The organism is Streptomyces sp. SX-6 (assembly GCF_059089585.1).
The window spans coordinates 399,695-426,390 of record NZ_JBTHHU010000001.1 but is presented as its reverse complement, the minus strand read 5'-3'; the positions used below and the strand labels follow the sequence as shown (position 1 = coordinate 426,390).

The 26,696-nt window shown below is 70.2% G+C and carries 24 protein-coding genes; 11 read left to right on the top strand and 13 right to left on the bottom strand.

The window, feature by feature from the left end; genetic code table 11:
• Positions 1-5 precede the first annotated feature (5 nt).
• Together ACV530_RS02105 and ACV530_RS02100 are read left to right on the top strand one after the other, a co-directional pair.
• A complete protein-coding gene (locus tag ACV530_RS02105) occupies positions 6-374 on the top strand; it encodes a hypothetical protein (RefSeq protein ID WP_494330439.1) in 369 nt (122 codons plus the stop codon).
• Between the two features lie 91 nt (positions 375-465).
• Positions 466-1,347: a S41 family peptidase gene (locus ACV530_RS02100; protein ID WP_494330438.1), complete on the top strand. Its 882-nt coding sequence runs from the start codon at positions 466-468 to the stop codon at positions 1,345-1,347.
• Between the two features lie 45 nt (positions 1,348-1,392).
• On the opposite strand, the gene ACV530_RS02095 is transcribed toward ACV530_RS02100, so the two are convergent.
• The gene (locus tag ACV530_RS02095; RefSeq protein ID WP_494330437.1) at positions 1,393-2,145 is read right to left on the bottom strand and encodes a trypsin-like peptidase domain-containing protein; all 753 of its coding nucleotides are present in this window, start codon (positions 2,143-2,145) and stop codon (positions 1,393-1,395) included.
• Between the two features lie 89 nt (positions 2,146-2,234).
• On the opposite strand from ACV530_RS02095, the gene ACV530_RS02090 reads away from it, so the two are divergent.
• Both ACV530_RS02090 and ACV530_RS02085 read left to right on the top strand, forming a co-directional pair.
• Positions 2,235-2,357, top strand: coding sequence for a hypothetical protein (locus ACV530_RS02090; RefSeq protein ID WP_494330436.1), 123 nt, complete (start codon positions 2,235-2,237; stop codon positions 2,355-2,357).
• A 25-nt stretch (positions 2,358-2,382) separates the two neighbouring features.
• A complete protein-coding gene (locus ACV530_RS02085; protein ID WP_494330435.1) occupies positions 2,383-3,414 on the top strand; it encodes an NAD-dependent epimerase/dehydratase family protein in 1,032 nt (343 codons plus the stop codon).
• 90 nt (positions 3,415-3,504) lie between these two features.
• Here the strand turns inward: ACV530_RS02085 and ACV530_RS02080 are convergent, their stop codons facing one another.
• The 3 genes from ACV530_RS02080 to ACV530_RS02070 all read right to left on the bottom strand — a co-directional run bounded on the left by ACV530_RS02080 (position 3,505) and on the right by ACV530_RS02070 (position 7,718).
• The gene (locus ACV530_RS02080) at positions 3,505-4,725 is read right to left on the bottom strand and encodes an NsdA family TPR-like regulatory protein (RefSeq protein ID WP_494330434.1); all 1,221 of its coding nucleotides are present in this window, start codon (positions 4,723-4,725) and stop codon (positions 3,505-3,507) included.
• An 857-nt stretch (positions 4,726-5,582) separates the two neighbouring features.
• Positions 5,583-7,082, bottom strand: a complete 1,500-nt coding sequence (locus tag ACV530_RS02075) for an amidohydrolase family protein (RefSeq protein WP_494330433.1) — start codon at positions 7,080-7,082, stop codon at positions 5,583-5,585.
• A gap of 162 nt (positions 7,083-7,244) precedes the next feature.
• Positions 7,245-7,718 carry a hypothetical protein gene (locus ACV530_RS02070; protein WP_494330432.1) on the bottom strand — a complete coding sequence of 158 codons (474 nt, stop codon included), beginning with the start codon at positions 7,716-7,718 and terminating at the stop codon, positions 7,245-7,247.
• A gap of 79 nt (positions 7,719-7,797) precedes the next feature.
• On the opposite strand from ACV530_RS02070, the gene ACV530_RS02065 reads away from it, so the two are divergent.
• Positions 7,798-8,466: a hypothetical protein gene (locus tag ACV530_RS02065; protein ID WP_494330431.1), complete on the top strand. Its 669-nt coding sequence runs from the start codon at positions 7,798-7,800 to the stop codon at positions 8,464-8,466.
• Positions 8,467-8,600: 134 nt separating this feature from the next.
• Positions 8,601-8,930, top strand: a complete 330-nt coding sequence (locus ACV530_RS02060; protein WP_494330430.1) for a hypothetical protein — start codon at positions 8,601-8,603, stop codon at positions 8,928-8,930.
• Positions 8,931-8,973: 43 nt separating this feature from the next.
• Here ACV530_RS02060 and ACV530_RS02055 read toward each other — a convergent pair whose 3' ends face one another.
• Together ACV530_RS02055 and ACV530_RS02050 are read right to left on the bottom strand one after the other, a co-directional pair.
• Entirely contained in the window at positions 8,974-10,365 is a 1,392-nt protein-coding gene (locus ACV530_RS02055; protein ID WP_494330429.1) for a condensation domain-containing protein, read from the bottom strand.
• A gap of 32 nt (positions 10,366-10,397) precedes the next feature.
• Entirely contained in the window at positions 10,398-11,756 is a 1,359-nt protein-coding gene (locus ACV530_RS02050; RefSeq protein ID WP_494330428.1) for a condensation domain-containing protein, read from the bottom strand.
• A gap of 270 nt (positions 11,757-12,026) precedes the next feature.
• On the opposite strand from ACV530_RS02050, the gene ACV530_RS02045 reads away from it, so the two are divergent.
• From ACV530_RS02045 to ACV530_RS02030, 4 genes are read left to right on the top strand one after another with little or no spacing between them, the layout of a single operon-like run.
• Complete coding sequence (locus tag ACV530_RS02045) at positions 12,027-12,827, top strand: methyltransferase domain-containing protein (RefSeq protein WP_494330427.1); 801 nt, start codon at positions 12,027-12,029, stop codon at positions 12,825-12,827.
• Positions 12,828-12,851: 24 nt separating this feature from the next.
• Positions 12,852-13,121, top strand: a complete 270-nt coding sequence (locus tag ACV530_RS02040; RefSeq protein WP_494330426.1) for an acyl carrier protein — start codon at positions 12,852-12,854, stop codon at positions 13,119-13,121.
• A complete protein-coding gene (locus ACV530_RS02035) occupies positions 13,118-14,350 on the top strand; it encodes a beta-ketoacyl-[acyl-carrier-protein] synthase family protein (protein WP_494330425.1) in 1,233 nt (410 codons plus the stop codon). The genes ACV530_RS02040 and ACV530_RS02035 overlap by 4 nt, the downstream gene beginning before the upstream one ends.
• Before the next feature lie 47 nt (positions 14,351-14,397).
• Entirely contained in the window at positions 14,398-15,648 is a 1,251-nt protein-coding gene (locus tag ACV530_RS02030) for a glycosyltransferase (RefSeq protein ID WP_494330424.1), read from the top strand.
• Positions 15,649-15,687: 39 nt separating this feature from the next.
• On the opposite strand, the gene ACV530_RS02025 is transcribed toward ACV530_RS02030, so the two are convergent.
• From ACV530_RS02025 to ACV530_RS02000, 6 genes are all read right to left on the bottom strand, one after another.
• Entirely contained in the window at positions 15,688-19,302 is a 3,615-nt protein-coding gene (locus tag ACV530_RS02025; protein ID WP_494330423.1) for a lipopolysaccharide biosynthesis protein, read from the bottom strand.
• On the bottom strand, positions 19,295-20,095 hold the full coding sequence (locus ACV530_RS02020) for a polysaccharide deacetylase family protein (protein WP_494330422.1): 801 nt from the start codon (positions 20,093-20,095) through the stop codon (positions 19,295-19,297). The genes ACV530_RS02025 and ACV530_RS02020 overlap by 8 nt, the downstream gene beginning before the upstream one ends.
• On the bottom strand, positions 20,092-21,132 hold the full coding sequence (locus ACV530_RS02015; protein ID WP_494330421.1) for a glycosyltransferase family 2 protein: 1,041 nt from the start codon (positions 21,130-21,132) through the stop codon (positions 20,092-20,094). The genes ACV530_RS02020 and ACV530_RS02015 overlap by 4 nt, the downstream gene beginning before the upstream one ends.
• Complete coding sequence (locus tag ACV530_RS02010; RefSeq protein WP_494330420.1) at positions 21,129-21,959, bottom strand: glycosyltransferase family 2 protein; 831 nt, start codon at positions 21,957-21,959, stop codon at positions 21,129-21,131. Before ACV530_RS02010 ends, ACV530_RS02015 begins: the two co-directional genes overlap by 4 nt.
• A 422-nt stretch (positions 21,960-22,381) precedes the next feature.
• A complete protein-coding gene (locus tag ACV530_RS02005; protein WP_494330419.1) occupies positions 22,382-23,476 on the bottom strand; it encodes a GNAT family N-acetyltransferase in 1,095 nt (364 codons plus the stop codon).
• A gap of 1 nt (position 23,477) precedes the next feature.
• The gene (locus tag ACV530_RS02000; protein WP_494330418.1) at positions 23,478-23,927 is read right to left on the bottom strand and encodes a hypothetical protein; all 450 of its coding nucleotides are present in this window, start codon (positions 23,925-23,927) and stop codon (positions 23,478-23,480) included.
• 282 nt (positions 23,928-24,209) lie between these two features.
• Here ACV530_RS02000 and ACV530_RS01995 point away from each other — a divergent pair, with 282 nt between their 5' ends.
• The gene (locus ACV530_RS01995; protein WP_494330417.1) at positions 24,210-25,013 is read left to right on the top strand and encodes an SGNH/GDSL hydrolase family protein; all 804 of its coding nucleotides are present in this window, start codon (positions 24,210-24,212) and stop codon (positions 25,011-25,013) included.
• A gap of 5 nt (positions 25,014-25,018) precedes the next feature.
• On the opposite strand, the gene ACV530_RS01990 is transcribed toward ACV530_RS01995, so the two are convergent.
• The gene (locus tag ACV530_RS01990) at positions 25,019-26,620 is read right to left on the bottom strand and encodes a serine/threonine-protein kinase (protein ID WP_494330416.1); all 1,602 of its coding nucleotides are present in this window, start codon (positions 26,618-26,620) and stop codon (positions 25,019-25,021) included.
• Positions 26,621-26,696 lie beyond the last annotated feature (76 nt).

Sequence of the window (26,696 nt, the reverse complement as noted above, 5' to 3'; positions counted from 1 at the left end):
GCGCGGTGTGGCGTATCGGCATCACCGGGGAGCACGGCCGGAGCTGCTCGCCGTCGGCCTCTTCCATCGCCTTCTGCTGGAACCCGGAGGAGGGCGGCGGCGGTGCCTGCGCGGGCTGCCTGTGGAACGGCACGCAACAGGCGGGTGGGGGCGGGCCGTTGCCGATGCTCGACCTCCTGACCCGCTTCGGCAAGGCGTTCCCTCCGGGGGTGAAGGTGCGGGTGCCGTCCGTGGAGGGCGACGGGGGCGACGGGGTACGGGCGCTGGCGTCCGACAGCACGATGCTGGTGATCAACACGCGGGACCGGGGGGCGGTGGTGAAGGTGGGCGGACGTGATGTTTCGCTGGGGCCGTACGAGGTGCGGTGGTTGTAGCGGGGGGTGGCTATGGACTGCGCGACCCCGGCGCCACCCGGTGCTGAGAAACCGCTGGGCATCGGTTCGGCCTTGACCTACGATCGCGCGAATGATCACTCATGAAGCGATACTCGACGCCGCCCTCGCCCGGATCACCGCCGGTTATGTGTTCCCCGAGAAGACGGCGGCCATTGAAGCGGCGATCCGGAACCGGCTGGCGGAAGGCGCTTATGAGGGCCTGGACGGGCGGGGGCTGTGCGAGCGGGTCACGGAGGACTTGCAGGAGGTGTGCCCGGACAAGCATCTGCGGCTGCTGTGGAGCGAGGAGCCGCAGTCGATGGACGAGGAGCCGGAGGACGTCGCCCGGGCCCGGTTCGAACGGTACGCACGGGAGAAGAACTACGGAATCCGGCGGGCGGAGCAGCTCGACGGCAATATCGGCTACCTCGATCTGCGCATGATTCCCCCGGCCGGGGTGGGTGGTCCCGCGATCGCCGCCGCTATGCAACTGGTCGCTTCCACCGAGGCGTTGGTCATCGACCTGCGGCAGTGCAGCGGCGGTTCACCGGATGGCGTGCAGCTGTGGTGCAGCTACTTCTTCGCTGACGACGAGGTGCACCTCAACGACATCTACGACCGGGCCACCGACTCCACCCGCCAGTACTGGACTCTTGGGCACCTCGCCGCGCCGCGCTATTCGGACCGGCCGGTGGCGGTGCTGACCAGCGACTTCACGTTCTCCGGCGGGGAGGAGCTGTCGTACAACCTGAAGGTGCTCAAGCGTGCGACGCTGGTCGGGCAGACGACGCGCGGTGGCGCCCACCCGACGGCTCGTATTCCTGTTGCGCCGCATGTGACGGTGACTGTGCCGGCGGCCCGCTCGATCAACCCGGTCACCGGCACCAACTGGGAGGGCGTTGGCGTCGAGCCTGACGTGGCGGTTGCCGCTGAGGACGCGCTGGAGACGGCGCTGAAACACCTTTGCGCGTAGTTGAGTCCCCGGCTGCTAAGTCGTCATGAGCAGCCGGGGATTGGCTCAGTACGCGAGGTGGAATCCCGCGCCGACGACATCGTGGGCGTTCAGTTCGTCGATGATGTCCAGGATCGGCGAACTGTGCTGCACGCCGAAGGCGTTGCCGACCAGCGTCGTGCCGTCGACGACGGGGGAGCCGGAGTCACCGGCCCAGGTCCAGATGAGGTGGGTGAACCAGATGTCGTGGGTGCCCAGCTTGATGCCGCAGGTGAGGCCGGTCGCGTGGCCCTGCTTGCACATGCGGACCCCGTTGGCGGGCGGGGCTCCGATGGACTTGATGGTCACGCCGCCGATGGTGTCGGTGGGGGTGACTCTGGACTCGTCCAGCTTGATCACGGAGACGTCCAGGCCCTCGGGCCCGCCGCCGAGCACGTGGCTGGATGTGCCGACGTAGGCCACCGTGCCGATGGGCCCGGCCTTCAGGTCGGGGCTGCCGTTCGGAGCCGGGCTGAACGCCGTCCCCGAGGGCGAGGTGTCCAGGTAAACCCTGTTGCCTACCTGCTTGTTGTCCTGGGCATCGGTGAAGCAGTGGGCGTTGGTCAGGCCCACCAGGTTCCCGGCTTTGTCGCGGCCGACCGCGGTCAGGGTGCATCCCTCGTACTCGGGCACTGCCGCACCCGGGTTGGTCTGGAAGACGATCCCGGAGCCGCCGCCGACGGGCGTGAGCGTCGTTTCGGCGTTCGCGGCCGGGGCTGCGACGAGGGACATGCTCGCCGCGAGGGCGGCGAGGCCGAGGGCGCGTAACACACGGAGCATGTGATCACTTCCCACCTAGGACTGGGACCGCCGCGTCGGCGATCACGGATTTATGGGAACACGTGACCGTTCGTTTGCCACTATGCGAAATGCGCCACTCGCTCACCGGGAGCGGTCAAGTGTGGGCGAACTCGGCCCTCGCGCCAACCTGGTGGCTGAAGACGATCCAGGAGCAGCCCGTCGGTTTTGAGAAGCTGGTCGTCACCGCCTGACGCTGAGGAACTGGAGATCGGCCGCATGACGATGACGATGCTGGTGCTGGGCGGTTCGCACTTCCTTGGGCGAGCGATCGCCGAGGAGGCCTTGCTCCGGGGATGGGAGGTGACGGTCTTCAACCGGGGCCGGTCTGCCTGGGATCCTGAAGGGGTGCACTCCGTTCGTGGAGACCGCACCAACGTGGGAGACCTGGAACGCCTGGCCAAGGCCGGGCCATGGGAAGCCGTTGTGGATACCTCCGGCATGACCGCTGAATCCGTGCACGCTGCAACGCGGTTGCTGGCCGGCGCCACTCAGCGGTACGTCTACGTCTCCACGGTGTCGGTCTACGCAGGGTGGCCACTTGCGCCTCTCGATGAAGACAAGCCGACTCTGGCAGCAGCCGAACCGGCGCCGGGGATGCCCGGTGACGTCAACGTGCCGTATGGCGTCGACAAGGCGGCGTGCGAGACAGCGGCACAGCATCACCTCGAGGAGAAGCTGACCATCCTGCGCCCAGGGGTGATCCTTGGCCCCCATGAGTATGTCGGGCGGCTTCCTTGGTGGTTGCGTCGGGTACAGCAGGGCGGGAACATCCTGGCCCCTGGTCTGCCCGAGCAGCAGATCCAGCCTGTGGACGTGCGGGATGTGGCGCGGTTTGCCTGCCATCGTGCTGCCATGGCCGAGGGGGCGGAGGTGTTCAACGTCGCCGCTCCGACTCGGCACGCCACGATGGAAGGGCTCCTGACCGCTTGTCTCTCCGAAGTGCGTCCGGCGAACGCCGCGCTGGAGTGGGTGGCCAGTGAGTTCCTGATCAGCCATGGTGTCAAGCAGTGGACCGAGTTGCCACTGTGGCGCACATACCCGGGTACCTGGCAGGTGTCCGCCGAACGAGCGCAGGAAGCGGGCTTGGTCTGTCGGCCGTTGGCGGAGACGGTGGCGGACACCTGGGCTTGGATGGTGGCAGGCGGGGCCGCTGTGGAGCATAAACGGGCGGCTCACATCGGCCTTGCAGTGGACAAGGAGAGTGCGCTCCTCGCTGCGTGGCGAGCCGCCCGGGGCAAGGTTAGCTGAGCGCTTGAGGCATGGGACTCGGCAGCGTTGTCCTGACAGAGTTCAGGCTGAACTCTTCGATGTGCTCACCGAGTTCGATAGCCAGTTCGCTCAGTCCAACTCGGCGAGGGCATCAACGAGTGTGCGCCCTTCTTGCGCTCCACGCCGGAGCAACAGCGCAGCCACAGTGTGCAACTCGCCCCATGCATGGGGACGGCCGATCTCGGACGCGTCGCTGGTGATCGCCAATGCCGCTTCCAGAGCTGCTTCAGCCTCTCCCGCACCTGCATAAGCGTGGGCGAGACAGGCTCCATACCAGGCCCGGTCTCGCCGGAAAGTTGATGCAAAGCCAGTGAGCCCCGCCACCAAGTTGTCAACAGCGCTTGTCCAGTCCTTCAAGTGCGCATCTGCCATGCCTCGTTGCGCCGAGAACCATGACTCGTCGTAGAAGTACAGCCAGGGCGGGGCGTCGTCGGCGTTAGCGATGATCTGTTGGGCTTCATCCAGCCTGCGATGCGCATTACTGGCGTCGCCTTCGAGTGCATGGCCACGCCCGGCCATCTGGATCGCCATGGCGCGCGTCGCCTCACTCGCTCCCGGGATGGAGGCGGCGGCCTCGCCGAGGCGGACGCACCGCAGGCCCTTCCCCGCCGACCACGCCAGGTGGGCCTTCATGCTCATCGTGGTGGCGGCCATGTCGCCATGACCGGACTCCAACGCCCAGTCGTAGGAGCGGTCGAACCACCCAAGTGCCGCCGGGGCGTTGTCCTGATCCTGTGCCATCCACGCAAGGAACTGCGCGTACTCCGCCAGCAGTTTCACCAGCCGGTCCGCGAGCGGGCCCCGAGCTTGGTCGTACAGGCCCGCCACTTCCTGGAACTGCGCGGCGACGACCCCGTTCATGACGCGCGAGCCCAGGGTGTCCTCGGCCCTGCGGTGCGCTGCGAGCAGACCCTCCATTGCGCCCAGCGAAGTCACATCCAACCGCATGCCGTCTTCACGAACACGCCGCACGTGGCTCATTGCCGGGTCGGCAACTGCCTCGGGCAGAAGCAGCGATGGGAGCGGCATCTCCATGTCGGCGCATCCGAGCACCTCAGCAGGGATGTCCAGTCCCTCGATGATGCGCTGTCGCACCTCGACCGAAGTCACCATCCGGCGACGGTTCTCGATCGCGGAGACGTCCGGCTGCGACAACCCGACGAGCGCACCGAGCTTGCTCTGGTTGGTGCGGGTCAGGGCACGCCAAGTCCTCAATACCGTAGGCCAGTCCTCCGCCGCCGCAGCAGCTCGTAGACCTGGGTGTGCCCACACGTTCGGCTCCGGCTCCATCCCCGAAATATACGGCGGCTGTATATGACCCGGCAGTGGATCAGCGCGGCTACCAGCCGACATCGTGAAGGTTCACCCGGGGTGCGCTCCCCGTCGCAGCGGACTTCGACCCATCAACTTGGCGTGCCGCACAGCCCGCTGCATCCCTGCCGGAAAGGAAGAACGATGACCTATCGCAAAGGACAGCGGTCCAAGGACGAGCAGAGGGATGGCGGCCCGCCGTCTACGGCGATGACGTTGCGGGTGTCGCGGAACAGCGGGCGGACCTGGGGGCCGACGGTTCGCGTATCGGCGATCAAGGACGTCCAGGGCGATCAGGTGAGTTGCCGCTGGTCGCCCTGCAAGTGCTCGCGGTGCACCAGTGGCCAGAGTAAGGAGTACCTGGCATCGGATCAGCCACTGCGTGCTCTGCCTGGAGGACGCTCATGATGATGCCCCGGCCTTTCATCCCGCTGTTGCACACGGACAGACCGCCCGCCGGAACGGCGGCTCCATGCCCCACGTGCGGGCGCTTCGACCGCCTGATCGCCGCGGCCGAACGGAGCGGCATCTACGAGCGGGCCGATGCGTACCGTACGTCGAAGGGTGTCCACCAAGCCGAAGACCACGGGCGTGAACGGTGACTTGGTGGCGGAAGAAGGGCCAGGTTCACGTCACGGCGGACAGTCGGTGGGCGATCGTGTGGGCCCTTGGTGTCCTGGCATGCATGCTCGGCCTGTTCGCCTGGACTGTGGTTGAGGTGGTGTATCAGTGGTGACGCGGCGTCAGCAATGTTTCGTGGTGTGGCGCGCCCTGCGCTCCCGCTGGCAGACGCGGGCAAGCCGGACAAGAAGCTGCTGCGGTCACGCGCCGCGCGGTCAGTGAGCGCAGATGTGGGGTGCCACGGTGCCGGTGGCCGGGGGCTTGCTCGCGGCGGCGGCGCGCGCCACGTCGGCCAGTAGGCGCAGGCGTTCCGTGCGGTCCAGGTAGCGGCCCGCGACCAGGACGGAGTCGATCCGCTGGGTATGGCGGATGTCGGTGCGCGGGTCCGCGTCCAGGACCAGCAGGTCGGCGCGGTCGGCGGGCAGGCCGAGCATCCGGGCGGGTGCGGTGGTCGCGGCGTGGAGGACGTCCCGGGTGGGCAGTCCGGCCTCGGCGAGCAGCTCGAGCTCGTGGTGGAGGGAGAAGCCGGGGACCGCGTAGCCGGTTCCGGTGTCGGTGCCCGCGAGCAACTGGACACCGGCCCGGTGGAGTTCGCCGACGAGGCGCAGTCGGTGCTCGTAGATCTGGTGGATGCGGGCGGTGTCCTGCGCGGTGCGGCCGGCGGTCAGGGCGGAGAGGATGGTGGGCCATTGGTTGGTCGTCCAGTCGGGTAGGTAGGTGAACTCCGGTGAGTTGGTGGGGAGTTGGTCGGTGCGTTCCAGGGTGTGGTGGACGGTGAGGGTCGGTACGACGCGGGTGCCGTTGGCGGCGAGCCGGTCGAAGAGGGCGCGGGTGCGGCCGACGTCGTACGTCCGCACCGCCTGCCATTCCACCGCGTGCACCTGCCGGAACCAGCTTGCGTAGCGTTCGAAGCTGGTGCCGAGGGCGGGGTCGATACGGACCTTCGCCATGGCCCGCCTGATCTCGGGTTCCCGGGCGGAGGTGGCGAGGAGCAGGGCGTGGAGGTGCTCGATGGACTGCTGACCGGCGTCGCTCGCGCGGGCGATGGGCAGGGTGTCGGGGCAGTGGCCCGCATGGCGCAGGCCCTGGCGGCGGGACTCGTCGGCGATCGCCTCGTATGCCTCGGGTGTGAGCCGTGAGTACACCTTGACGAAGTCGGCGCCGCTCGCTTTCGCCTCGCGCACGGCGCGGCGGGCGGACGGGGCGTCGGTGACCTCGACGACGCGCTGGCCGGTGTCGTTGGCCCACAGTGAGGGGCGCCCGTCGATGATCGAGCTGGCGATCACCCAGCGGGGGCCGAGGAGTTCGCCCGCGCGGACCTTGTCGCGCCACGCGTGGTGGACGGGTCCGCCCCACATCTCGCGGACCGTGGTCACGCCGTTGAGCGGGAAGAGGGGCGGCAGCACGTCCTCGGGCCCGTTGTTGTGGACATGGGACTCTACGAGGCCGCCCGGGACAATGTACTTGCCGGTCAGGTCGTACGTCGTCGTCCCGCGCGGAATCGGGATCTCGGCCGAGCGGCCGGTACGGGTGATGCGGCCGTCGCGGATGAGGACGGTGTGGTCGGGGCCCGCGCCGAGGACGGTGGCGTGGGTGAGGGCGATGGCGCCGCCGGGGTGGTGATCGGATGCGGCCGCCGCGGCCGGGGCGGCGAGCAGGAGGGCGGTACTGGCCAGGGCGGCCGAGGCGGCGAGGGCTTCGCGTCGAGTGGGCATGGCACCACTCTGGCCCGGACCGGGGCCGCGAACACGGGCTCCAGGGCGTGAGTTGGAGGTGGTGGCAGCACCACCACAGGAGTCGGCACAGCGCCTATGACATCGTCACCATCCGCTGCGCCGGCGCTGGAACCGACGGGGCTGTCCGGTGGGATGCGGTGCTCAGCTCGGCAGTTCGGATGGGTGGTCGATCCTGGTCGGCAGTGGGTCTCCTGCGGCAGAGTCGGATGCGAAGGATGGCGTCGACCCGGACATGCTGAGGTATCCGTTCACGCTTTGTATGAGGGCGAGCCCGTACCCGTCAGCTGTCTGTGCGTAACCGCCGCGCGGGTACGAATCCGCATCGTTCCGCGTCGCCCAGCCTTGGTCATCCCAGGCGCGCATCACCAGGTCGAAGTACCGATCGGAGGTATCGGGTGTGGTGCCGAGCACCCAGTACCTGATGCTGAAGCACTCCAGGCGGTTGTCGGGATCGTTCAGGTCACAGGACAGGTTGACACCGCGGTGAAACTGCGCCTTGGGAAGGTCCGGATGCCGTAGCGCCAGGGCCAGTTCGGTGGGCAGCGCCCGGAGTGTGGTGATGAAGTGCTGTCGCAACTGCGCACGGACCGTGGCCTGCGTCGTCTCCGGTGGCATGCTGTCCTCGTTTCGTCGTCCCGTGAATAGGATGCCGGTGTTCGGGCGGTGACGGCGCCCGGCAAGAACGGGGGCCGCAATGGGCGACATACCGGGCGCACGTGAGGAGTTGGACCGGCTGGGTCGAGCCCTGCGCGCGCAGATGGTCGAACTGATCACCGGCCTGACCCCCGGCAGTGACCTCGGCCTGCTGTTCCTCGACGAGCCGACGGTCGCCGACTGGCATGAGCCGCTGCGCCACCACTACTCGGCCCTGTTTCGTGGGGAGCGGCCTGCAAGCGTCAGCACCGTCGACCTCGCGGCCGGCGCGGCCGGCCTGCTCGACTCGGCAGGCTGGGAAGTCGCGACGTCGGAGGAGGGCGACGACGCGAAGCGCTGGAGCGTGCTCACCGGTCGCCATGGCGACAGCAGCATTCACATCCGTGTGGGCCACCACACGACCGCCGTGATGTTCAGCGGGCAGACGCCGGCGCTGTCCCTGCGCACGCCGGAGGAGTTCCAGTGGCCGGAGTCGGTACGCACGCCCGAGACCGTCACGTCCGGATACGTGCTGTGCTACGAGTGCGATGGCCTGGGCGCGTGCCCCGGGTGTGGCGGACGCGGCTGGGTGCCCGACAGGGTACGTGGACGGACCAACTGTCCTGAATGTCACGGGGGACGCGTCTGCGCGATCTGCCGGGGCTCGGGTCAGCTCGCCATCTCCCGGGTGAGTCCGTATCAGCGCAGCTATTACCCTGAATTGGGCTAGTTCGCGAAGGAAGCGTTCAATGACCGGTCACAGTGGCCGCATTGTGAATGCAATCGAATCAGATCTTCGGTCATGTTTCGGTCGTCTACGGTCATTTGTCGCGGCCTGGGGATTTCTGGGGCACTCTCAAGAGCATGAAGCTCGCTATCCGGAGGTTTGTCGGTGTCGGCGCCGCGCTCGCCGCGGCTATGGTGTTCTTGGCTCCCCCCGCTTCGGCCGTCAAGCCGGGCGAGCGGTTGCGCTACGGCAGCCTGGACTGTGTCGCCACCGCCGACACGGCGTGGAACGGGGCGCTGAGCTGCACCGGCACCATGAACGCTTCTTGGCGGGCCAAGGTCAAGTGCTACGCGGGCTTCACGTACTACGGTCCGTGGCAGAACAACGCCTCCGGGGGCACCAAGGAGTCCAGGACCAACTCCAGCTGCGTCTTCTACGTCGACGACATCACCATCGACGCCATCTGACAGTGAGGATCGGCGTGGCAACGCCCGGACCCGGGCGGCCGGTTCACGGGTTTCCGACTCCTCGGACAGCGATCCATCGAGGACCGGCCGATGCGGCGAGCATGATCTCCCTGACCCGGTCGAGGTACTTCGGCACACCCGTCGCGGCCTCTGGGGTGTCCGGCATGCTGACCACCAGGTCGGCCCGGTCGGGAAACCAGTTGAACCACAGCGAAGGGCCCCTGGCGTTGTCGGGGCCGGCCAGGACGGCCGCGTCCGCGCTCAGGTAGTCACGGAAGCCCGGCGCATTCCGTCCGTCCAGGTAGGACACCATGGGTGGGATGGACGGGACGTCGCTGCCCAGTAGTTCGAGCGCTCGGTGCAGCGGCACGTCGTATGCCGCGCGGGCGCGCTGGAAGCCTTGCTGTGCGGCGGCGATCGCGTCGGCGAGAGTCGGCGAGGCGGGCAAGCGGAACAGCACCGGAACGAAGTTGACCAGCCAGCCGTGCACCTGGAGCAGCCGAGGGTAGGCCCTGGTCGACGCGACGGTGAGCACTCGGTAGACGTCGTTGCCGGTGAACTCCCGCTGTGCGAGTGCCAGCGCGGCGAAGACGCCCGCGCCGAACCCGCCTCTGTGCTGGGCGCAGTAGGCGCGGAACGCGCGCGCCTGGACTCCCGTGAGCACCGGGTACTGGAGCCGTGTGCCGGTCAGCAGTTCGTCACCGTCGTTGCCCAGCCCGACGGGGAAGCCGGGGAAGCCGTGGTCCCCCGCGGCCAGGAACTCCGACCACACGGCGAGCTCCGGCGCGGCAGCCGTCAGCGACGCGGAGCGTTCCTGCTCGCGGCGGTTGTATTCCAGGTAGCCGGGCGCCGGTGCCAGGTCGACCGAGGCGCCATCGCAGGCCGCGTGGTACCGGGCGCGGATCTCGTCGAACAGCAGCGCCAGGGAGTACCCGTCGGTATAGGCGTGGTCGACCGCGAAGTACACCGTGGACACCGTGTCCCGTCGGATCACTCCGGCCAGCACACCCGGCCAACCCGCTGTGGTCTGCTCGTCGATCCGCCGGTGCAGATAGGCGCGCAGATCACCCGAGTTCGTGAAGTCACCCACACGCGTCGGACGCACCATGACGGAATCGGGTGGTAAACGGAATCCGGTCAGGTGCTCGGTCTCCTGCTCGTACCAGGTGTGGTACGCCTCGTGCCGTCGTACCAGCCCTTGCCACGCGTTGGTGAGCGCGTCGAGATCGGCCCGGCCCGGCAAGTCGAACTTCATGCCCGCCCAGGGCGACTGCCGTCGCCCAGCGGCGCGGTGGGCGGCCGCCAACTGAAAGTGCACCTGCTGGAAGTACGAAGCCGGCACGTCGTGCGGTAGGGGCGCCCGGTCGGTGGTCAGCTCGAACTCGACCACTTCGCCCGGCTCGGGGTGCCAGTCAAGAACCTGAGTCATACGCATGGTTGGGGTCTCCTCTTCCATGGATCGGCTGGTCAGGCGGGCATGGACAAGGTTTCGGCCCGGTGGCCGTCCGCGACGCGGGCGGCGGCGTGCACGGCGGCCAGCACGAAGCGTTCGACGTTCGCCCGCGCCACGACCGTGTCGGGGAAGCGTGTCGACAGATGCACGCCGCGGTCGCTCCTGGTCAGCCACACGTACACCGCGGCTGGGCCGTGGATCCGGCTGCGCAGCATGACGTCTTCTTGCCGGGGCGGGGTGCCTGCCACTCGGCGCACATCGAGATAGGACACGACGAACCGGGGGCGGATCTTCCTGCGCAGCATCTGGTTGATGTGCGGCAGCGAATTCCCCGGCCCCGGTCGGTGACGGCGCAGTTCGGCGGCGGCGAGGGCGACGGTGTCGGCGAAGGCCGACCCGGGAGTTGCCGGGATCCGCACCGGGTACAGGCCGACGAACCAGCCCGGCGCTTCCCGCCACCGGTCGGGCCGGGTGTTGGCCAGGTTGACCACGGTCAGGTGCCGTTCACGCGCGACCTGCGCCGAGGCGAGCGCCAGGCAGGCGAGCATTCCCGCTGCGGTAGTGCCTCCGGCTGCGCGTGACGCGGCGGCGAACCTGGTGGCAGCAGGTCCGTCGAGAAGCCAGCGGTAGGTGCTGCACTGCGTGAGCGGCACCTCGGACGCGCCGAGCGGCAGGGGGAAGGCGGGTGTCCTGCCGTGGGCGTTGCGGAGCAGGGTCCGCCAGCGGTCCGCGTGCTCGGGCCCTGTCGGCAGCCGATCGACCAGGCTCCGTTCCTCGGCTCCGAAGTCAAGGTAGGTCGGCCCGGGTATGTCCTCGGCCCGGCCTGCCAGGAGACCGCGGATCTGCCCCGGGATCATGGCGAGCGTGCAGGCGTCCACGACACCGTGATCCGCCCCCGCGAACACCGTCACCCCGCCCGCGCCTTCGACCGTCGCGAAGACCACCTGCGGCCAGCCCAGCGGGCTGGCGCCGCGGTCGAAGAATGCCTCGATCTGCCGTCGGGCCGAGGCACCGTCCGGGAAGACGCCGATGTCCTCCCGCCGCAGCGTGACCGCGCTCGCGGGGACCGTGTGGCGCGCACAGCGCTCCCGGGTCGGCACCAACGTGCTTCGCAGGTGCTCGTGTTGGCCCAGCCAGGCCGAGAGCGCGGAATCGACCTGGTGCCGGCTGACTCGGCCCACGCCGAACGACACCCCGATCCACGCCGGATCCACATGCCCCGGTCCCCGGGCGGCCGCGCCGCGCACGTGGTGCTCGTGGACGAGCGCGGGCGCTCGTGAGTCCTCGGCCCAGGCCCAGGCCGGGGCGATCGGTGTCCAGAACACCAGTTGGCCGGCGGGAACCGTGCTGTCCTCGAATTCTGTGAACTTCAACGTTTCACCGATCCGGCAGGATGCGACGCCGGCCTCGAATCACCATCACCATCACTATGTCCCCCATGAACTCTCGATGTGACTTGGCGAAGCTATACGGGCGCAATGAAACTAAGATGAAACAGCGATGTTTTCGCTGGTCACGGATATTGGGGCGGTGTCCCGGAGAATCATCCCTCTTGTTGCCCGTCGAGTGCACTGCTAGCGTCGACCCCGCCACTCATTCTGAACTGAGCCAATTCGTCGGCCACTTCGACGGAGGGACAATTCATGAACGCAAAACCATCCATGGACTACGCCACGCTGCGCCGCGACCCCGAATACGCTGAACTGAATCGCGTGCTGCTCGACTTGGTCCCGGTCGGCCGCGGGCCGGCCATCCTCGACGTGGGGTGCGGAGACGGAGCCGTGAGCGAGCAACTGTTGCTGCGCGATCCGGCGATGTCCCTGGTCGGCGTCGACCCCGAACAAGGCCTGCTCCACGCGGCACAGGCTCGTCTCGGCGACCGGGCCCGTTTCGTCGCGGGTGACGCGGCCTCCGTCTCCCGGTTGTTCCCGCCGGGCGCCTTCGACACCGTCGTGCTGGCCAACTGCATTCATCTCGTCCCGGACCTCGACGAGGCGCTCGACGCGATCGGGCAGGTTCTCACCGACGGCGGGCGTCTGGTGTTCAACTCGGCCTTCTACTCGGGCGCGGAGACCGCGGCCGACCTTCCGCTGTACGCCGAGTTGATCAGCGAGGCCCGCCGCGTCGCCCGGGGGCGCGGGCTCCCACTGGCGCGATCGGCCGCCGGCCGGGCCGCTGGGCTGCGCAGGAGTGCCGGGGACTATCAGGCCGCTCTCGACGCGGCTGGTTTCACCGACGTGGTCACCGGAGAGCGGGAGTTCACCCTCGGCCCGCGCTTTCTCGCCGCGTTGTGCTCGACCCCGATGTTCGCCACCGCCGCGCTACCCGGAATCGAGCGGCATACCGCTGCGGAACTGCTTGCCGAGACGCTGGAACAGCAATACGAACGCGCCCCGTTCACGATTACGCGGCGCTGTGTGTACTTCTCCGCGATCTGGCCGTGAAAGACATCACGAAAGGAATGTGTCATGACCGAGGTGCTGGACGTGGTAACTCAAGCCATTATCGATATCCGGCCGGACCTGGGCGCAACCCGAGAGGCAATCACCCGCGACTCGGCCCTGTTCTACGCCGCTGATCCCGACCAGCCGGTGCTGGGGCTCGATTCCATGGAGGTACTCGAGCTGATGAGCCAGCTGGGACAGGAATTCGGGATCGAGCTGATGGACACCAATATCAGGATCGTCGACCTCCACACGGTCGGAGACGTGGTCGATGCGATGGCGGGGGCACTGTGACGTCCACGACGGTACGCAGCCGCGTACTGGTGACCGGCATCGGCGTCGAGTCGTGTGCCGGCGGCACTCCCGACGAGTTGTGGGACGCCCTGTCCACAGGACGGCCCGCGCTCTCGGCGCTGGAACTCGAGGAACCGCTGCCGTGCCAGGTCGGTGGTGTGGTCAAGGGGTTCGACCCCCGAGAGCACATGCCCGCCCAGCAGGTCCGCCGCACCTCACGCTTTCAGCAGCTGCTCTTCGCCGCGGCGAAGAAGGCACAGGCGGACGCACGGCTGCGCACACCGCCGGGGGCGCTGTACGTCGGCACCGGCGGCGGTGGGCTCGACGAAGCCGCGCGACTTGTGACCGTGTTGCGCCGGAGCGGGTGGTCGCACATGAACCGGCTCGGCCTGCTCCGTCTGCTGCCCAACCAGGCGGCCGGGCTGGTCGCCCAGGAAATGGCCATCACCGGCCCGGTGCTCACCATCTCGACCGCCTGCGCCTCCTCGACGGACGCCATCGGGGCCGGAATGCGCGCGGTGCGTGACGGCACCGCCGACGTGGTGCTCGTCGGCGGCGTGGAAAGCTGGCTGGACCTGCCGTGCCTGGCATCGTTCTGCTTGCTGGACGCGCTCTCCCAGCGCCCCGCGGCGGAGGCGGCGAGCGCGTCCCGGCCGTTCGACCGCGACCGCGACGGCATGGTGCCGGCCGAGGGCGCCGCCGTGCTCGTGCTGGAGTCCGAGCGATCCGTGGAGCGCCGCGGCGCCGCGGTGTACGGCGAGGTGCTCGGTGCCGCCTCCACCTGCGACGCCCACCACCCTGTGGCTCCCCGGGCGGACGGCACGGTAGCGGCCCGGACGATCGAACTGGCCTGCGCCGACGCCGGCCTCGACACCGATGCCGTGGACCTGATCAGCGCGCACGGAACATCGACCCCCCTCAACGACCGAGCCGAAACCACGGCCATCAAGCTCGCGTTCGGCTCGCACGCGCGACACGTGGCGATCACGGCGCCGAAATCGGTCATCGGCCACGCCTGCGGCGCGTGCGGGGTGTTGGAGAGCATTGGTGTGCTGCTCGCCATCCGCGAGAAGTATGTGCCGCCCACCGCGAACCTGGACAACCCCGACGCCGAATGCGACTTGGACTACACCCCGGTGGTGGGCCGGCCCGCCTCGATCAGCGTCGCCATCAAGCAGAACTTCGGATTCGGCGGCCAGAACTCGGCGGTCGTGTTCGGCGCCGCGTGACAGTACCTGCCGTGACTCACCTTCTGATGACGCCAGTTGGAGGGCGTATGAGAGTGGCTGTGTTAACCGCTGGTTCGCGTGGTGACGTGGCTCCCTACACCGGGCTGGGGCACGCCCTGGAGCAGGCCGGGCACCGGGTCACCCTGGTCACCCACGCCCGCTTCGCGCCCCTCGCCGAGGACGCGGGCATCGGCTTCCACCCGCTGCCGGTGGACCCGCGGACGGAGTTGGACAGTGCGCGGGGGCGCGCGCTGCAGCGCAGTACCAACGATGTGGAGCAACGGGTCCGGTCCTTCGCGCTCGCCCGGCGGGGCGCGGGGCGGATGGCGGACGGCCTGTTGGCGGCCGCACAGAAGGCCGACGTCCTGCTCGTCTCGAGCTCGCTGCAGTTGCCCGGGCACACTCTTGCCGAGGGGCTCGGGCTGCCCGCCATGGGGGTCTACCTCCAACCCCTCCACGCTACCCGCGAGTTCGCCCCGAGCGTCATGAGCACCCGCTCCTTGGGCTCGGTCGGCAACCGGATAGCCGCACAGGCCGCGAACGTCGCCATCGACGCCGTCTACGCCGGTACCGCCCGCACCCTGCGGGCCCGCCTCTGCCTGCCGCCGAGCAGCACCCACGCCGCCCGCCGCACCCGCGAACGGCAGCGCTGGCCCGTCCGGCACGGCTTCAGCCCGCTCGTCGTCCCCCGCCCCCGCGACTGGCGCCCGGAGCTGACCGTCGACGGCTACTGGTGGCAGCACGACCCGCCTGGCGCCGGACTGCCCCCGAATGTCCGGGACTTCCTGGCCGCCGGCCCGCCGCCCGTCTTCGTCGGGATGGGCAGCAGTCCTGTGCCCGACCCGGCGCGGCTGGGTGCGACCATGGTGCGGGCCCTGCGTGCGGCCAGGCTGCGCGGGGTGATCCAGCGCGGCTGGAGCGGGCTGGAGGCCGACGGCGACGACATGCTCACCGTCGACGAACTCCCGCACGCCGCGCTCTTCCCGCACACCGCCGCCGTGGTGCACCACGGCGGAGCGGGCACCACGGCGGCGGCCCTGCGCGCGGGAGTGCCCGCCGTGCCGCTGCCCCTCTCGCTCGACACCGGCTTCTGGGCCGCCCGCCTCACCGCCATGGGCGTCGCGCCCCGCGCCGTACCGCTGCGCCGCCTCACCGTGGACGCCCTGGCCGCCGCCCTGCTGCGCGTCACCACCGACCCGTCCTACCGGGAACGAGCCCGTGCCTTGGGCGCCCGCATCCGCGCGGAGGCCGGTACGGCCCCGGTCGTCGCCGCCGTGGACCGGCTGGCCGGCGCCTGAACACGCCGGTACCGCGGGCGAGGTCACGCAGTGCGCACCTCACGACATCGTCACCATCCGCTGCACCAGCACCCCCACCACCACCCCCACCAACGGCATCGCGAACCACAACGACATCTGCATCCACCGCGCCTTCCGCGGCCCCGGCCGCAGCGCCACCCGCGTCAGTTCGCGCGCTGTCAGCAGGAGCATCAGCACCACCGCCGCCAGGGCGCCGACCACGGTGGCGGGGGTCCAGGTCACGAGGGGGCCGGCCGGGCCGGGGCGGGGGTGCGGGGCGATGCTCGGGGGCTTTTCCTTCAGTTCGTACAGCACCGCGTCGCCGTTGACGAACGAGCGCTGCAGCTCGGGCCGTTGGTCCAGGGTGTGGCGCAGTTGCTGTTCCCAGTCGGGGGCGTAGCCCGCGGTGAGTTCCAGGTAGACGGACTGGCCGCGGTTGAGCATGAGGTACGCGTTGGGTCCGGCCTTGCGCAGGGCGGTCAGGACGTCGGAGACGTCGGCCGGGTCGTGCGGGGCGAGTGTCGGCTCGTAGAGGACGCGCTCCATGTCGCGGGAGCCCCACGGCATGGCGGGCGTGACGTTGTTGACCGTGTCGCTGCTCATCCACAGCAGCCGGACCGTCGGCTTGTCGTGTGCGTAGACGTAGTTCATCGCGGCGACTTCGCCGTCGCGGACGCGCTCGAAGGGCTCGTTGCCCCAGCGGGCCACCAGGAAACCGAAGACGAGGACGAGACCGGCCGCGAGGGCGGCCAGCGGGCCGAAGGCGGTGCGGCGGCGTCCGGGGCCCTTGCCCGGGAAGAGGGCCAGGGCGGCGAGGACGCCCGCGCCCGGGACGGCGAACAGGAAGACGCGCAGGGCGACTTCGCCGCCGTACGACTGGAAGCCGAAGGCCAGGAACGGGACGCAGGTCAGGACCAGCAGGGACACGTCCGCTATTCCGGCCCGGCGCCTGCGCCACCAGCCGAGCGCCGCGAAGGCGAACACGCCGCCCGCGAGCGCCACCCGGACGTAGAGCACCAGCTTGTGGATGCTGCTGCCGCCCTGGATGCGGCCCGACACCGATGAGGAGACATTGCCGCCCAGCGAACCGAGGCCGCCGAAGAGCTCGTTGAAGTGGCCGGACCAGTACGGCTCCGCGAGGAAGCCCACCCAGACCGCCACCATCACCCCGCACAGCAACGGCAGCCCGCGCAGGATCGAGCGGCGGGTGAGCACCAGGGCGGTCAGCACGCCCAGCATCACGAAGGGGGTGAGCTGGTGGCCGGCGACCGCGGCCGTGAACACGGCGATGAGGAGGGCCAGCAGGACGGTCAGTTCGCGGCGGCCGGCCGGAGCGGGGTGGCGTTCGCCGGGCAGCCTCTTACCGGGGGGACGCCGCGCCGGGCGGAACCACACCAGCAGCACGGCCGCGAAGAGGAGGTAGAAGACGTAGGTGAGGGACTGGGGGGAGAAGTAGTCCTGGCCGACCCAGCCGCACAGCGCGAACAGCCACAGTGCCGTCCACTTCGCCCGCCAGCTCGCCCTGACCGCCCGCAGCAGCAGCGCCAGCGGCGGCAGGCACAGGAGCTGGATGGTCAGGGGCCACCAGCGCAGGATCTCGGTGAAGTCGGTGACTCCGCAGGCCTTGGCGACGAAGGCGGCGAGCGCGAAGAAGCCGGGCCAGCTCCAGCGGGCGTCCAGATCGGGCGCCGCCGTGCCGGTGCGGTCGATGTAGTCGAGGAAGCCCAGGTGCTGCCAGGCCGTCGCGAAGCGGGGCTGGTCCTCCAGGATCGCGGGTACCGCGTGCAGGGAGACCACGGTCAGCACCAGCACCGTCGCCAGCAGGCGGGTGTGCGGGCGGTCCTGCCACAGGGCGTACGCGAACACCGCGATCAGCAGCCCCGTGCCCAGCAGTGTCGCCGTGGGCAGGACGGTCACCAGGCCGAGGCCGCCCATGCCGTCGAGATTGACCTCGCCGAGGGCCCGCAACGGCACCCAGTACAGGGCGAGTGCCGCGGCGAGCAGCAGCCAGCCCCGTGCCCCGGGCCCGCGCCACCACGGCGCGGGCCCGGGAGGGCGGGGGGCCGGAACACCGGCCGCACCGGCAGTACTGACAGCACCAGCCGCATCGTCCGCACCGGCAGCCGGTACGGGCCGGACGTCAGGGCGCCGCTCCAGGTGGTCGAAGTCCAGGCGGACGCCCAGCGGGAGCGTGTCCGCGTCCAGCGCCGCCCGCAGCGCCCAGCGGGTGCCGTACGCGCCGGACTCCCGGTCCGGCGGGGGCTCCGCCTCGCGGTGGGCCGGGAGGTCGGCGAGGTCGCCGTCGGGGGGCACGTCGACGGGACGAGCCGCCGGGGGCGAGGACTTGAGGATGCCCCGGAGCTTCACGGCCGCGACTGTCGCGATCACCGTGAGACTGCTGACCTCCGCGATGCCCTGACCCGCCAGCCCCATCCGGGGCAGCAGCACCAGCGTCAGCCCCAGCACCAGCGTGCACAACACCCCCTGGAGGAACGCCAGTCCGGCCGTCCGGCTCTGCGCCCTCAGCACCGCGAAGTACGTCTCCATCACCACGCGCAGCGCGGCCCCCACCGCGAACCACCGCAGCAGCGGGGTCGCCGCGTCCGCGTACCCCTGCCCGAAGACCCGCAGGATGTACGGCGCGAGGAGGAAGAGCAGCGCGCAGACCGGAATCATGATCTTGGCCATCCGCCGCAGTGCCGCACGGCAGTTGTCCGCGAGCTGCGCCGGGTCGTGCGCGCCCTCGACGGTCAGCGAGGCGCCCATGTTGATGGCGAGGAGGTTGACGGTGCCGCCGATGGTGGAGGTGATGTAGAAGTACGCGTTGTCCGTGGAGCTCACCTGGGAGGCGACGATCACCGGCACCAGGTAGACCACGGCGAGGGAGAAGAGGGAGCCGGTGTAGTCCCCGGCCAGGAAGCGGCCCATCTCCCGGTACGACGCGGGCCGCGCCGTCCCCTCGGTCGCCCGTACATGCGCGGGGACCAGCCGCCGGAACACCAGCCAGCCCAGCGGCACCACCGACACGGCGATCGACACGACCCAGGAGACGTACACCCCGGTCACCGGCAGGGCCGCCGCCACCCCGATCAGCAGCGCGAGCTTCACGGTCGAGAAGACCGTGTTGCCCACCGGCACCCACTTCGCGCTGCGCAGGCCCGTCAGCACCCCGTCCTGGAGCGTGAGCAGCGACCACGCGATCACCGCGACGACGAACCCCAGGCCGGGCAGCAGCCCGCCCAGGGAACGGTAGGACGGGCCCCAGACGCCGAGCGTGAGCAGGAAGACGCCCGCCGCGGCCGCCACGAACACCGAACTGGCCGCGTACGTACGGAAGACGAGCCGTCCCGTGGTGCGGCCCGCCACGGGGATGAAGCGCGCCAGCGCCCCGGTCAGGGTGACCGCGGTGAGCCCCGCGAGGAGCTTCATCGCGGCGATGGCCGCCGAGCCCTGGCCGACCGACTCCTCGCTGTAGTAGCGGGCGGCGACCAGCCAGTAGCCCACACCGAGGATCGCGCTGATGCCCGTGTTGAGCATCAGCGCGAAGGCGTTGCGGAACAGCGGGCTGCCGCCGGTGCCGCGCCCCGGCAGTCGCAGCCGGCGTCCCGCCGGTTCCACCGTGCGCTCCTCGGTCCGGGCGGACGTATCAGCCACGCGCCTGTTTCGCCTTTCTGATCACCTGTCGGCTCCTGCGCACAAGGGCATACCCCTTGGTGAGGGCCCGGTCACCCGCGAACAGACGCCTGATTTCCCGGCCTTGCACCATGCGTTCGAAGTCCGCGATCCCTGTCGTACGGCGCACGGTCACCCGGCGCAGGGCGTACGGCCCCTGTCGGCGCTCGGCCAGGCCGTTGCCCACCGCGAGCGAGGCGCCGAACCCGGCGTCCCGCACCGCCTCCCGCACCCGGCGGGTGGAATAGCCGTACGGATAGGCGAAGGAGACCGGCGGCCGGCCGAGCTCCTGGCTCAGGATGTCACGGCAGTGCTCGATCTCGAACCTCAGCTCATCATCGGCGAGTTGATCGAGCTGCGGATGTGTGTGGCTGTGCCCGCCCATCTCCACACCGGCCGCCTGCAGGTCGCGGATCTGCTCCCAGTCCAGCATGAGGTCGAGCGCGCCCCCGGCCTCGTGCGCCCCGCGCAGCCAGCCGGTCGAGACGAACAGCGTGGCCCGGAAGCCGTGTTCGGCGAGGGCGGCGAGGGCATGCCGGTGGACGCCCTCGTAGCCGTCGTCGAAGGTGATGAGCACGGGCTTCGGCGGCAGCGGGCGTCCGTCCCGCCAGGCGGCGGCCAGCGCCGCGGTGGTGAGCGCCGCGAACCCGAACGCAGCGAGCAGGCCCATCTGTTCGGCGAACGCCTCGGGGGAGACCGACAGTCCGTACGTCGCCCGCGCCGGGGTGTGGGCCACCGCGTGGTACATCAGGATCGGCACCGGGGCCTGGGTCATGCGGCCTCCTCCGACTCGACGGCCGCCGCCGGAGGTGGCACCTCGGGCACGGCGAACCGGCCGCCGCCCCGGCGCGCCCGGATGCTGCCGAGCACATAGCCGCCGGCCGTGGCGGCCAGGCCGGCCACGATCGCCGCGGCCCGTCCGGCGCCGCCGGGCCGGCCGAGCAGCGCGTCCCGCACACCGCGGGCGACGCCCGCGGGCAGCACCCGCGTGGCGTAGTGGCGTTCGGAGGCCAGCCCCGTCCGCGTCCCCACGCTGCGCGTCACGAGCGCCTTCGACAGGCCCTCGGCGTACGCCCGGGTGCGGAAGTAGCCGAACCGCTCACGGGCCTCGGGCACACGGTGGTGGATCACCGCGCGGTCGTCGATCAGCAGCACCGCCTCCGGCAGGGCCCGGGTCAGCCGGATGCACAGCTCGGTCTCCTCGCAGCCCAGCGGCAGCCGGTCGCCGTCGCGCCCGATGCCGCTCGCGAACCCGCCCACCGCCTCCAGGGCCGACCTGCGGAACGAGGCGTTGCCGCCGAGGACGTTGCGCACCGGCACCAGGCCGGGCTGCAGCCCGCGGTAGGAGCAGCCGACGACCCAGTCGAACTCCTCGGGGAACCAGGCCGGTCTGCGCCGTGACGCCCACACCGGCTGGGTGCGTCCGCCCACCGCCATCACGAGGGGATCCGCGTAGCCGCCCGCGAAGTGGCGCAGCCAGTCGCGCTCGGCCACCGCGTCGTCGTCGAGGAAGGCGATCACCTCGCCGGAGGAGGCCGTGACACCGGTGTTGCGGCCCGCCGACAGGCCGCGGGGGCCCGCGTTGGCGAGCACCCGCACCCGCTCCTCGCCGGCCGTCGCGTACTCCTTGGCCAGCCGGCGCAGGAGCGCGGGGTTGTGGTCCACCACGACCAGCGTTTCCCGCGCCGGATACGACTGCGCCGCCACCGAGGCCACGGCGGCGAGGATGTCGTCCCAGCGGTCCTCGGTGTAGACACAGATCACCACGGAGACGGCCGGTGCGCCGGGCCACCCGGACGGTTGTGCGCTCAAGACACTTCTCCGCGGTTCGCCGCCGGAGCGATGGCGAGCCGGCCGTGGTGCGACCGCCGGGCGCGCCTGCAACTCCGTTCGTGCACAATCACCTTGAGCACCCGCAGCCCGTCGCGCACGGCCCGCAGATTGCTGGCCCCGTGGATGCGCACGAACTCATGGCTGGGAATCTCCTGGACGCGCAGCCCGGCCTTCACCACTCTGATGTTCATCAGGGTCTCGACCTCGAAGCCGGCGCAGTCCAGGGCGATGTCGTCCAGCACACGCTTCCAGAACGCGTTGTAGCCGTAGCACAGATCGGTGTACCGGGCTCCGAACTTGTGGTTGACGAGCGAGCACAGCACCCGGTTGCCCAGCTTGCGGATCGGCGTCATGTCGTCCGTACCGCCCCCGTTGGCGAACCGGGAGCCCTTGGCGAAGTCCGCGCCGCCGACGAGGGCCGAGACATAGCTGACGATCTCGTTGCCGTCGGCGGAACCGTCCGCGTCCACCATCACGATGATCTCGCCCGAGCAGGCGGCGAAGCCCGTGATCAGGGCATCGCCCTTGCCCTTGCCGCGCTGTTCGACGACCTTGACCGAGGGCCACAGCTCACGGGCCACCTTCACGGTGTCGTCCGTGGAGTTGCCGTCGACCAGGACCACTTCGTGGATCCACTCGGGCAGGGTCTTGAAGACGTACGGGAGGTTCTCCGCCTCGTTCATGGCGGGGATGACGACGCTGACCGGCGGTGCTATCGCGAACTGTGCCGTCACCGGCCGGTACCGCGGGGGCTCCTCCTCGGGAGCCTGTTCCCGGTCGGCCGCCGGATGCGCGAACGAACTCATGAGTCGTGGTTCCCTCTCGTCCGGTGGACCGCCCGCCCCCGAGCGGTCCCACGATGTGTCCGGTTCGAAAAGGGGGTAACCCGCCCTGCCCCATGCGGTGTTCGAACACCGCGCGGGACAGGGCAGGTTGAGAAGTCTCTACTCGCACGGCAACGCGACTCGGCTCGCTGTCACGGGCCGAGCGCGGCACCCCCTGCCGCGCTCCGCTCCGGAACCATCAGCGGCGCTAGAGCCCTCCCCGGAGCCGCATGGAGTGATGGACCGATGCGGGTAGATGTACGACGGTATTGAAGCTTGAGAGTGTATGGCAAGAGGTGGGACGGAGCCTCCTCCTTTGGTGTCGTTTGTTCCTGACGCAACATTCGGCCGTGCCCCGGCTCACACCCCTGCGGGAGCCGGGACTTGGCCTGCCCGGGCGCTGCTCAGGCACCCGGCCGAAGGCGCCCCGCGCGCTTGAGCATGCGGTCCGCGGGCTCGAAGAGCGCGGGCCGTGCGAGCACCGTGTTGCGCAGCGCGCGCACCGGCACACGGCGCGCCAGATGGCCGAGGGCAATGGGATGACGCCTCGTCACCCACCCTTCGCAGACGCCTAGTTCGCGTGTCTTCAGGGAATCCTTGTAGCCCTTGTCGCCCCGCCCCAGGTCGAGGTAGGCCAGGCCCGCCGCGGCGGCCCCCTCCGCCATGCGCAGATGCAGCACCAGACCGGGGGAGTACTTCGCGAACTCCGGGTCGTAGGCCGGGAACCAGCAGGCGAGCACCGTCCGCGACCGCAGCCCGAAATGCGCCGCGACCGGCCTGCCGCCCGCGTAGAGAACGGACAACAGACCGGTGCAGGAGTCGGAACGGGTGTGGAAGAGCTGCTCGACGAGCCCGAGGATCCAGGGGTGCGCGAAGCGGTCGCTGCGCCCGGTTCTTCGGTACTGCGCCGACTTCCAGCGTATGAGCGTGTCGAGGACGGCCGGGTCGCGCTCGTCGTGCACGTAGCGCACCTCACCGGCGTCACGCGCGAGCCTGCGCTCCTTGGCGAGCGTGGTGCGGGTGAACTTCGGCGACTGCTTGCGCAGGGCGGCCAGATAGGGCTCGAAGCCGTGCTCCACGTCGATGACGGGAGAGGCGAAGGAGTGGGAAGTTCCCACTTCGAATGGTTTCTGCCCCTCGACGAGATGGTCGAACTCCCACAGCACGAGGCCGCACGAGCGCAGCAACTCCCGCGCGTCCCACTGGAATCCGGGACGGTGGACGAGCCCCTGGGCGTCCGACACCCCCAGCCCTATCGCGCGCCCGACCCCGAGCCGCGTCCGCTGGTAGGGGAAGAAGGCCACCGGCTCGCCCTCCTCGCGCACCACCGCTATGCGCGTCCCGGGCCGGCAGCGGCCGACGGCGAGGGCGAACTCGGGTGCGAGGAAAGGATTCGCGAGCTGAGGAGACCCGTCCGCGACCGCCCGTGCCTGCATGGCGGACCAGGCCGCGCGGTCGGCGGCCGTGAGGTCGCCGGGACGGTACACGCTGATGTTCACGTCAGGACGCCCGACTTCTCGGCGTGCGGCTGCGGTGGCGTCGCACGTGTGCCAGCAGGAAGAGGAGCAGGCTGACAGCCGCGACCGCGGCGACCCCGCCCCGCACCGACCACGCGTGCAACGCGAGCATCGTCTGTGCGACCAGCAGGTCGACGGCCACCGCTCCACCGGCCGCCACCACCGACCGGCTCAGCGGATCGAGGCCGCGCAGCGCGGCGCCGACGGCGCACGCGGGTGCCACGATCAGGAAGAACAGGGTGAACGGCGCCCGCAGCGGTGAACCGATGTCCGCCAGCGCCAGAGCGGCTCCCACTCCGGCCATCGCCGCCGCGGCGCCCGCGACCACGGGCAGGGAATCCGCCGCGGGATGCCTTCTGCGGGTGGATTCGCCGCCGGCCCGGGCCGGCTCGTCGAGACCGTCGAGACCCGTGAGATCGCTGAAGCTCTGCATTGGCGACTTTGCCCCCCGAAGCGCCGGATGCCGGGCTTCAATGTCGCGCAGCGGGCGGACGGTCGTCAAGATGTGAAGGCTGTGCAAACGCTTCCGCAAGCCATGTCGCAACTGGCCCTCGCACAGCGGAAATTGTCACGCATAGCCAATAGTTCGTCACGAAGCTGACATCACATGGCAATCGGATGTGGGGATCCTGCACACGTGTGTCATGGACGCTTCCGTTCGCAGCAGTGCGCTGCTACCACCGGGGTTGGCAAAAACCCTGCTACGGAGGTCCCCATGAAACTGCCCCGACTCACGGGTTTTCTTTCGGCTGCCGCACTCGTCGTCACCGCCGCCCTCGGTGGAGCGGGCACCGCACATGCCGCGGAGGAGGGTGCCGGCAAGGGCTACACGGCCCTCGGCGACTCCTACTCCGCGGGCGTCGGCGCCGGTTCGTACGACCCCTCGAGTGGCAACTGCAAACGAAGCAGCAAGGCATACCCCGCACTGTGGGCGGCGTCCCATTCGTCCACGAGATTTGCGTTCGCAGCGTGTTCGGGCGCTCGTACGGGCGATGTGCTCGACAAGCAGCTCGGCTCACTGAACGCCTCGACCCGGCTCGTCAGCATCAGCATCGGAGGCAACGACGCCGGTTTCTCCGACGTCATGAAGACCTGCCTCTTCAACGACGACAGCACCTGTCTCGACCGCATCGATCAAGCCAGCGCATTTGTCCGCAATGACCTTCCGGGGAAGCTCGATTCCGTGTACTCCGCCATCAGATCCAAGGCGCCCTCGGCGCACGTCGTCGTCCTCGGCTACCCGCGCTTCTACAAGCTCGGCGTCAGCTGCGCCGGCCTGAGCGACACCAAGAGGTCCGCCATCGACTCCGCCGCCGACCTCATCGACTCGGTCATCGCCGAGCGCGCCGCGGACCACGGTTTCTCCTACGGCGACATCGGCGCCGCTTTCCGCGGGCACGAGATCTGCTCCGCCAACCCCTGGCTGCACAGCGTGACCCTGCCGGCCATGGAGTCCTACCACCCCACCGCGGCCGGGCAGTCCAACGGCTATCTGCCGGTCTTCGCGTCAGCGGCCTGAGCCGTTCAGCCGCCTGAGCCGTACGGACTCGAGCTCGGGTAGCCCGAGTAGCCCGATGAAGAGGAAGCGGGCGGCGAGGCGCTGCCCGACTGCTTCTGCTGACAGGTGACGGTGAACCGCACGTGCGGGGAGGTCAGGTGCTGCGGGCTCCTGACCTCCACGGCGATCCAGTCCTGTCCGTCGTCGCCGGGGCCCCGGCCCGTCTCGGTGTGACGGATGCTCACGGCCTGCGACTCGCCCAGGGACACGGTCTGCCAGCCGCCGTCCGCCACCTTCCCGCTGCCCGTGACCCAGCGGTAGGACACCTCCGCCGGGGTGTGGTCCACGCTGATCGTCGCGGTGAAGGCCGGGGCCTGCGACGCGGGGGCCGGGCAGGGGCCGGTGTACTGGTTCCGTACGGCCCTCACCCTGACCTTCACCCCGTTCGGCGAGGCCGGCCCCGAGGACGTCTGACCTCCGCCCCCGCCGCTGCCGGAGGCCGAGGGTGCTCCCGCGTTCTGGCCGCCGTTGTCACCACTTTGCGCCGACGAGCCGCCGCCGCCGTCCGAACCGCCCCCGCGCGTCAGCGCCCACACCAGACCCGCGATCGCCAGCACCACCACCAGCGCGGCGACCGCGAGCACCACCCCGGCCCGGCGGGACGCCCGCGGGGCCTCGCCCGCCCCGCCGGGCCCGGGTGCCGGCGGGACGGGTCCGGCCGGGCCGGAGGGTGCCCCGGTCCCGCCCACGGCGTGGGCCGGGACCGTCGGGGTGTACGCGGCGGGCACCGCGCTGGGCGCGCCGCCGGCGGAGGCGGTCCGCAGCAGCCGGTCGGCCTCCGCCGCGCCCATCCGCTGCGCGGGGTCCTTGCGCAGCAGCCCGTCCAGGACAGGAGCGAGCACGCCCGCCCGGCGCGGCGGCGGCAGTTCGCCGTCCACCACCGCGCGCATCGTGCTGAACGGGGTGTCCTGGCGGAACGGCGAGTAGCCCTCCACCGCCGCGTACAGCATCACCCCGAGCGACCACAGATCCGACTCGGGGCCGGGCGGGTGGCCCAGCACCCGTTCCGGCGCCAGGAATTCGGGCGAGCCCACCAGCTGGCCGGTGACCGTCAGCGTGGGATTGCCCTCGATCAGCGCGATCCCGAAGTCGGAGAGGACCACCCGGCCGTCGTTGGCGATCAGAACATTGGCCGGTTTCACGTCCCGGTGCAGCACCCCCACGTCGTGCGCGGCCCGGAGCGCGGCCAGCACCTCGGCGCCGACATACGCGGCGCGGGCGGGGGAGACGGGGCCCTGTGCGTCCAGTTCGTCCGCGAACGACATCCCGCGCACCAGCTCCATGACGATCCAGGGGCGGCCGTCCTCGGTGACGACGTCGTGGACCGTGACGACGTTGCGGTGCGAGACCCGGGCCGCGGCGCGGCCCTCGCGTTCCAGGCGGGCGTACAGCTGCTGCACCTCGTGCTCGAGGAGCCCGGCCGGTGCCCGGACCTCCTTGACCGCGACCTCGCGGCCCAGGATCTCGTCCCGGGCCTGCCACACCACGCCCATGCCGCCGCGCCCCAGCTCGCCCTGCAGCCGGTAGCGGCCCGCCAGCACCCGCCCGCCGTCGTGAGCTCCACTCATGACGCACCCCTCCCCCGGGAGAGCGATTCCGGGTGAATGTACCGCAACAGAGCGTGATTGCCCCCGTCTTCGTACT

Excerpts from the sequence above, each read along its gene's own strand:
- ACV530_RS02100 (WP_494330438.1), top strand. The coding sequence starts at position 466 with ATGATCACTCATGAAGCGATACTCGACGCCGCCCTCGCCCGGATCACC.
- ACV530_RS02095 (WP_494330437.1), bottom strand. The coding sequence starts at position 2,145 with ATGCTCCGTGTGTTACGCGCCCTCGGCCTCGCCGCCCTCGCGGCGAGC.
- ACV530_RS02090 (WP_494330436.1), top strand. The coding sequence starts at position 2,235 with ATGCGCCACTCGCTCACCGGGAGCGGTCAAGTGTGGGCGAACTCGGCC.
- ACV530_RS02085 (WP_494330435.1), top strand. The coding sequence starts at position 2,383 with ATGACGATGACGATGCTGGTGCTGGGCGGTTCGCACTTCCTTGGGCGA.
- ACV530_RS02080 (WP_494330434.1), bottom strand. The coding sequence starts at position 4,725 with ATGGAGCCGGAGCCGAACGTGTGGGCACACCCAGGTCTACGAGCTGCT.
- ACV530_RS02075 (WP_494330433.1), bottom strand. The coding sequence starts at position 7,082 with ATGCCCACTCGACGCGAAGCCCTCGCCGCCTCGGCCGCCCTGGCCAGT.
- ACV530_RS02070 (WP_494330432.1), bottom strand. The coding sequence starts at position 7,718 with ATGCCACCGGAGACGACGCAGGCCACGGTCCGTGCGCAGTTGCGACAG.
- ACV530_RS02065 (WP_494330431.1), top strand. The coding sequence starts at position 7,798 with ATGGGCGACATACCGGGCGCACGTGAGGAGTTGGACCGGCTGGGTCGA.
- ACV530_RS02060 (WP_494330430.1), top strand. The coding sequence starts at position 8,601 with ATGAAGCTCGCTATCCGGAGGTTTGTCGGTGTCGGCGCCGCGCTCGCC.
- ACV530_RS02055 (WP_494330429.1), bottom strand. The coding sequence starts at position 10,365 with ATGCGTATGACTCAGGTTCTTGACTGGCACCCCGAGCCGGGCGAAGTG.
- ACV530_RS02045 (WP_494330427.1), top strand. The coding sequence starts at position 12,027 with ATGAACGCAAAACCATCCATGGACTACGCCACGCTGCGCCGCGACCCC.
- ACV530_RS02040 (WP_494330426.1), top strand. The coding sequence starts at position 12,852 with ATGACCGAGGTGCTGGACGTGGTAACTCAAGCCATTATCGATATCCGG.
- ACV530_RS02030 (WP_494330424.1), top strand. The coding sequence starts at position 14,398 with ATGAGAGTGGCTGTGTTAACCGCTGGTTCGCGTGGTGACGTGGCTCCC.
- ACV530_RS02020 (WP_494330422.1), bottom strand. The coding sequence starts at position 20,095 with ATGACCCAGGCCCCGGTGCCGATCCTGATGTACCACGCGGTGGCCCAC.
- ACV530_RS02010 (WP_494330420.1), bottom strand. The coding sequence starts at position 21,959 with ATGAGTTCGTTCGCGCATCCGGCGGCCGACCGGGAACAGGCTCCCGAG.
- ACV530_RS02000 (WP_494330418.1), bottom strand. The coding sequence starts at position 23,927 with ATGCAGAGCTTCAGCGATCTCACGGGTCTCGACGGTCTCGACGAGCCG.
- ACV530_RS01995 (WP_494330417.1), top strand. The coding sequence starts at position 24,210 with ATGAAACTGCCCCGACTCACGGGTTTTCTTTCGGCTGCCGCACTCGTC.
- ACV530_RS01990 (WP_494330416.1), bottom strand. The coding sequence starts at position 26,620 with ATGAGTGGAGCTCACGACGGCGGGCGGGTGCTGGCGGGCCGCTACCGG.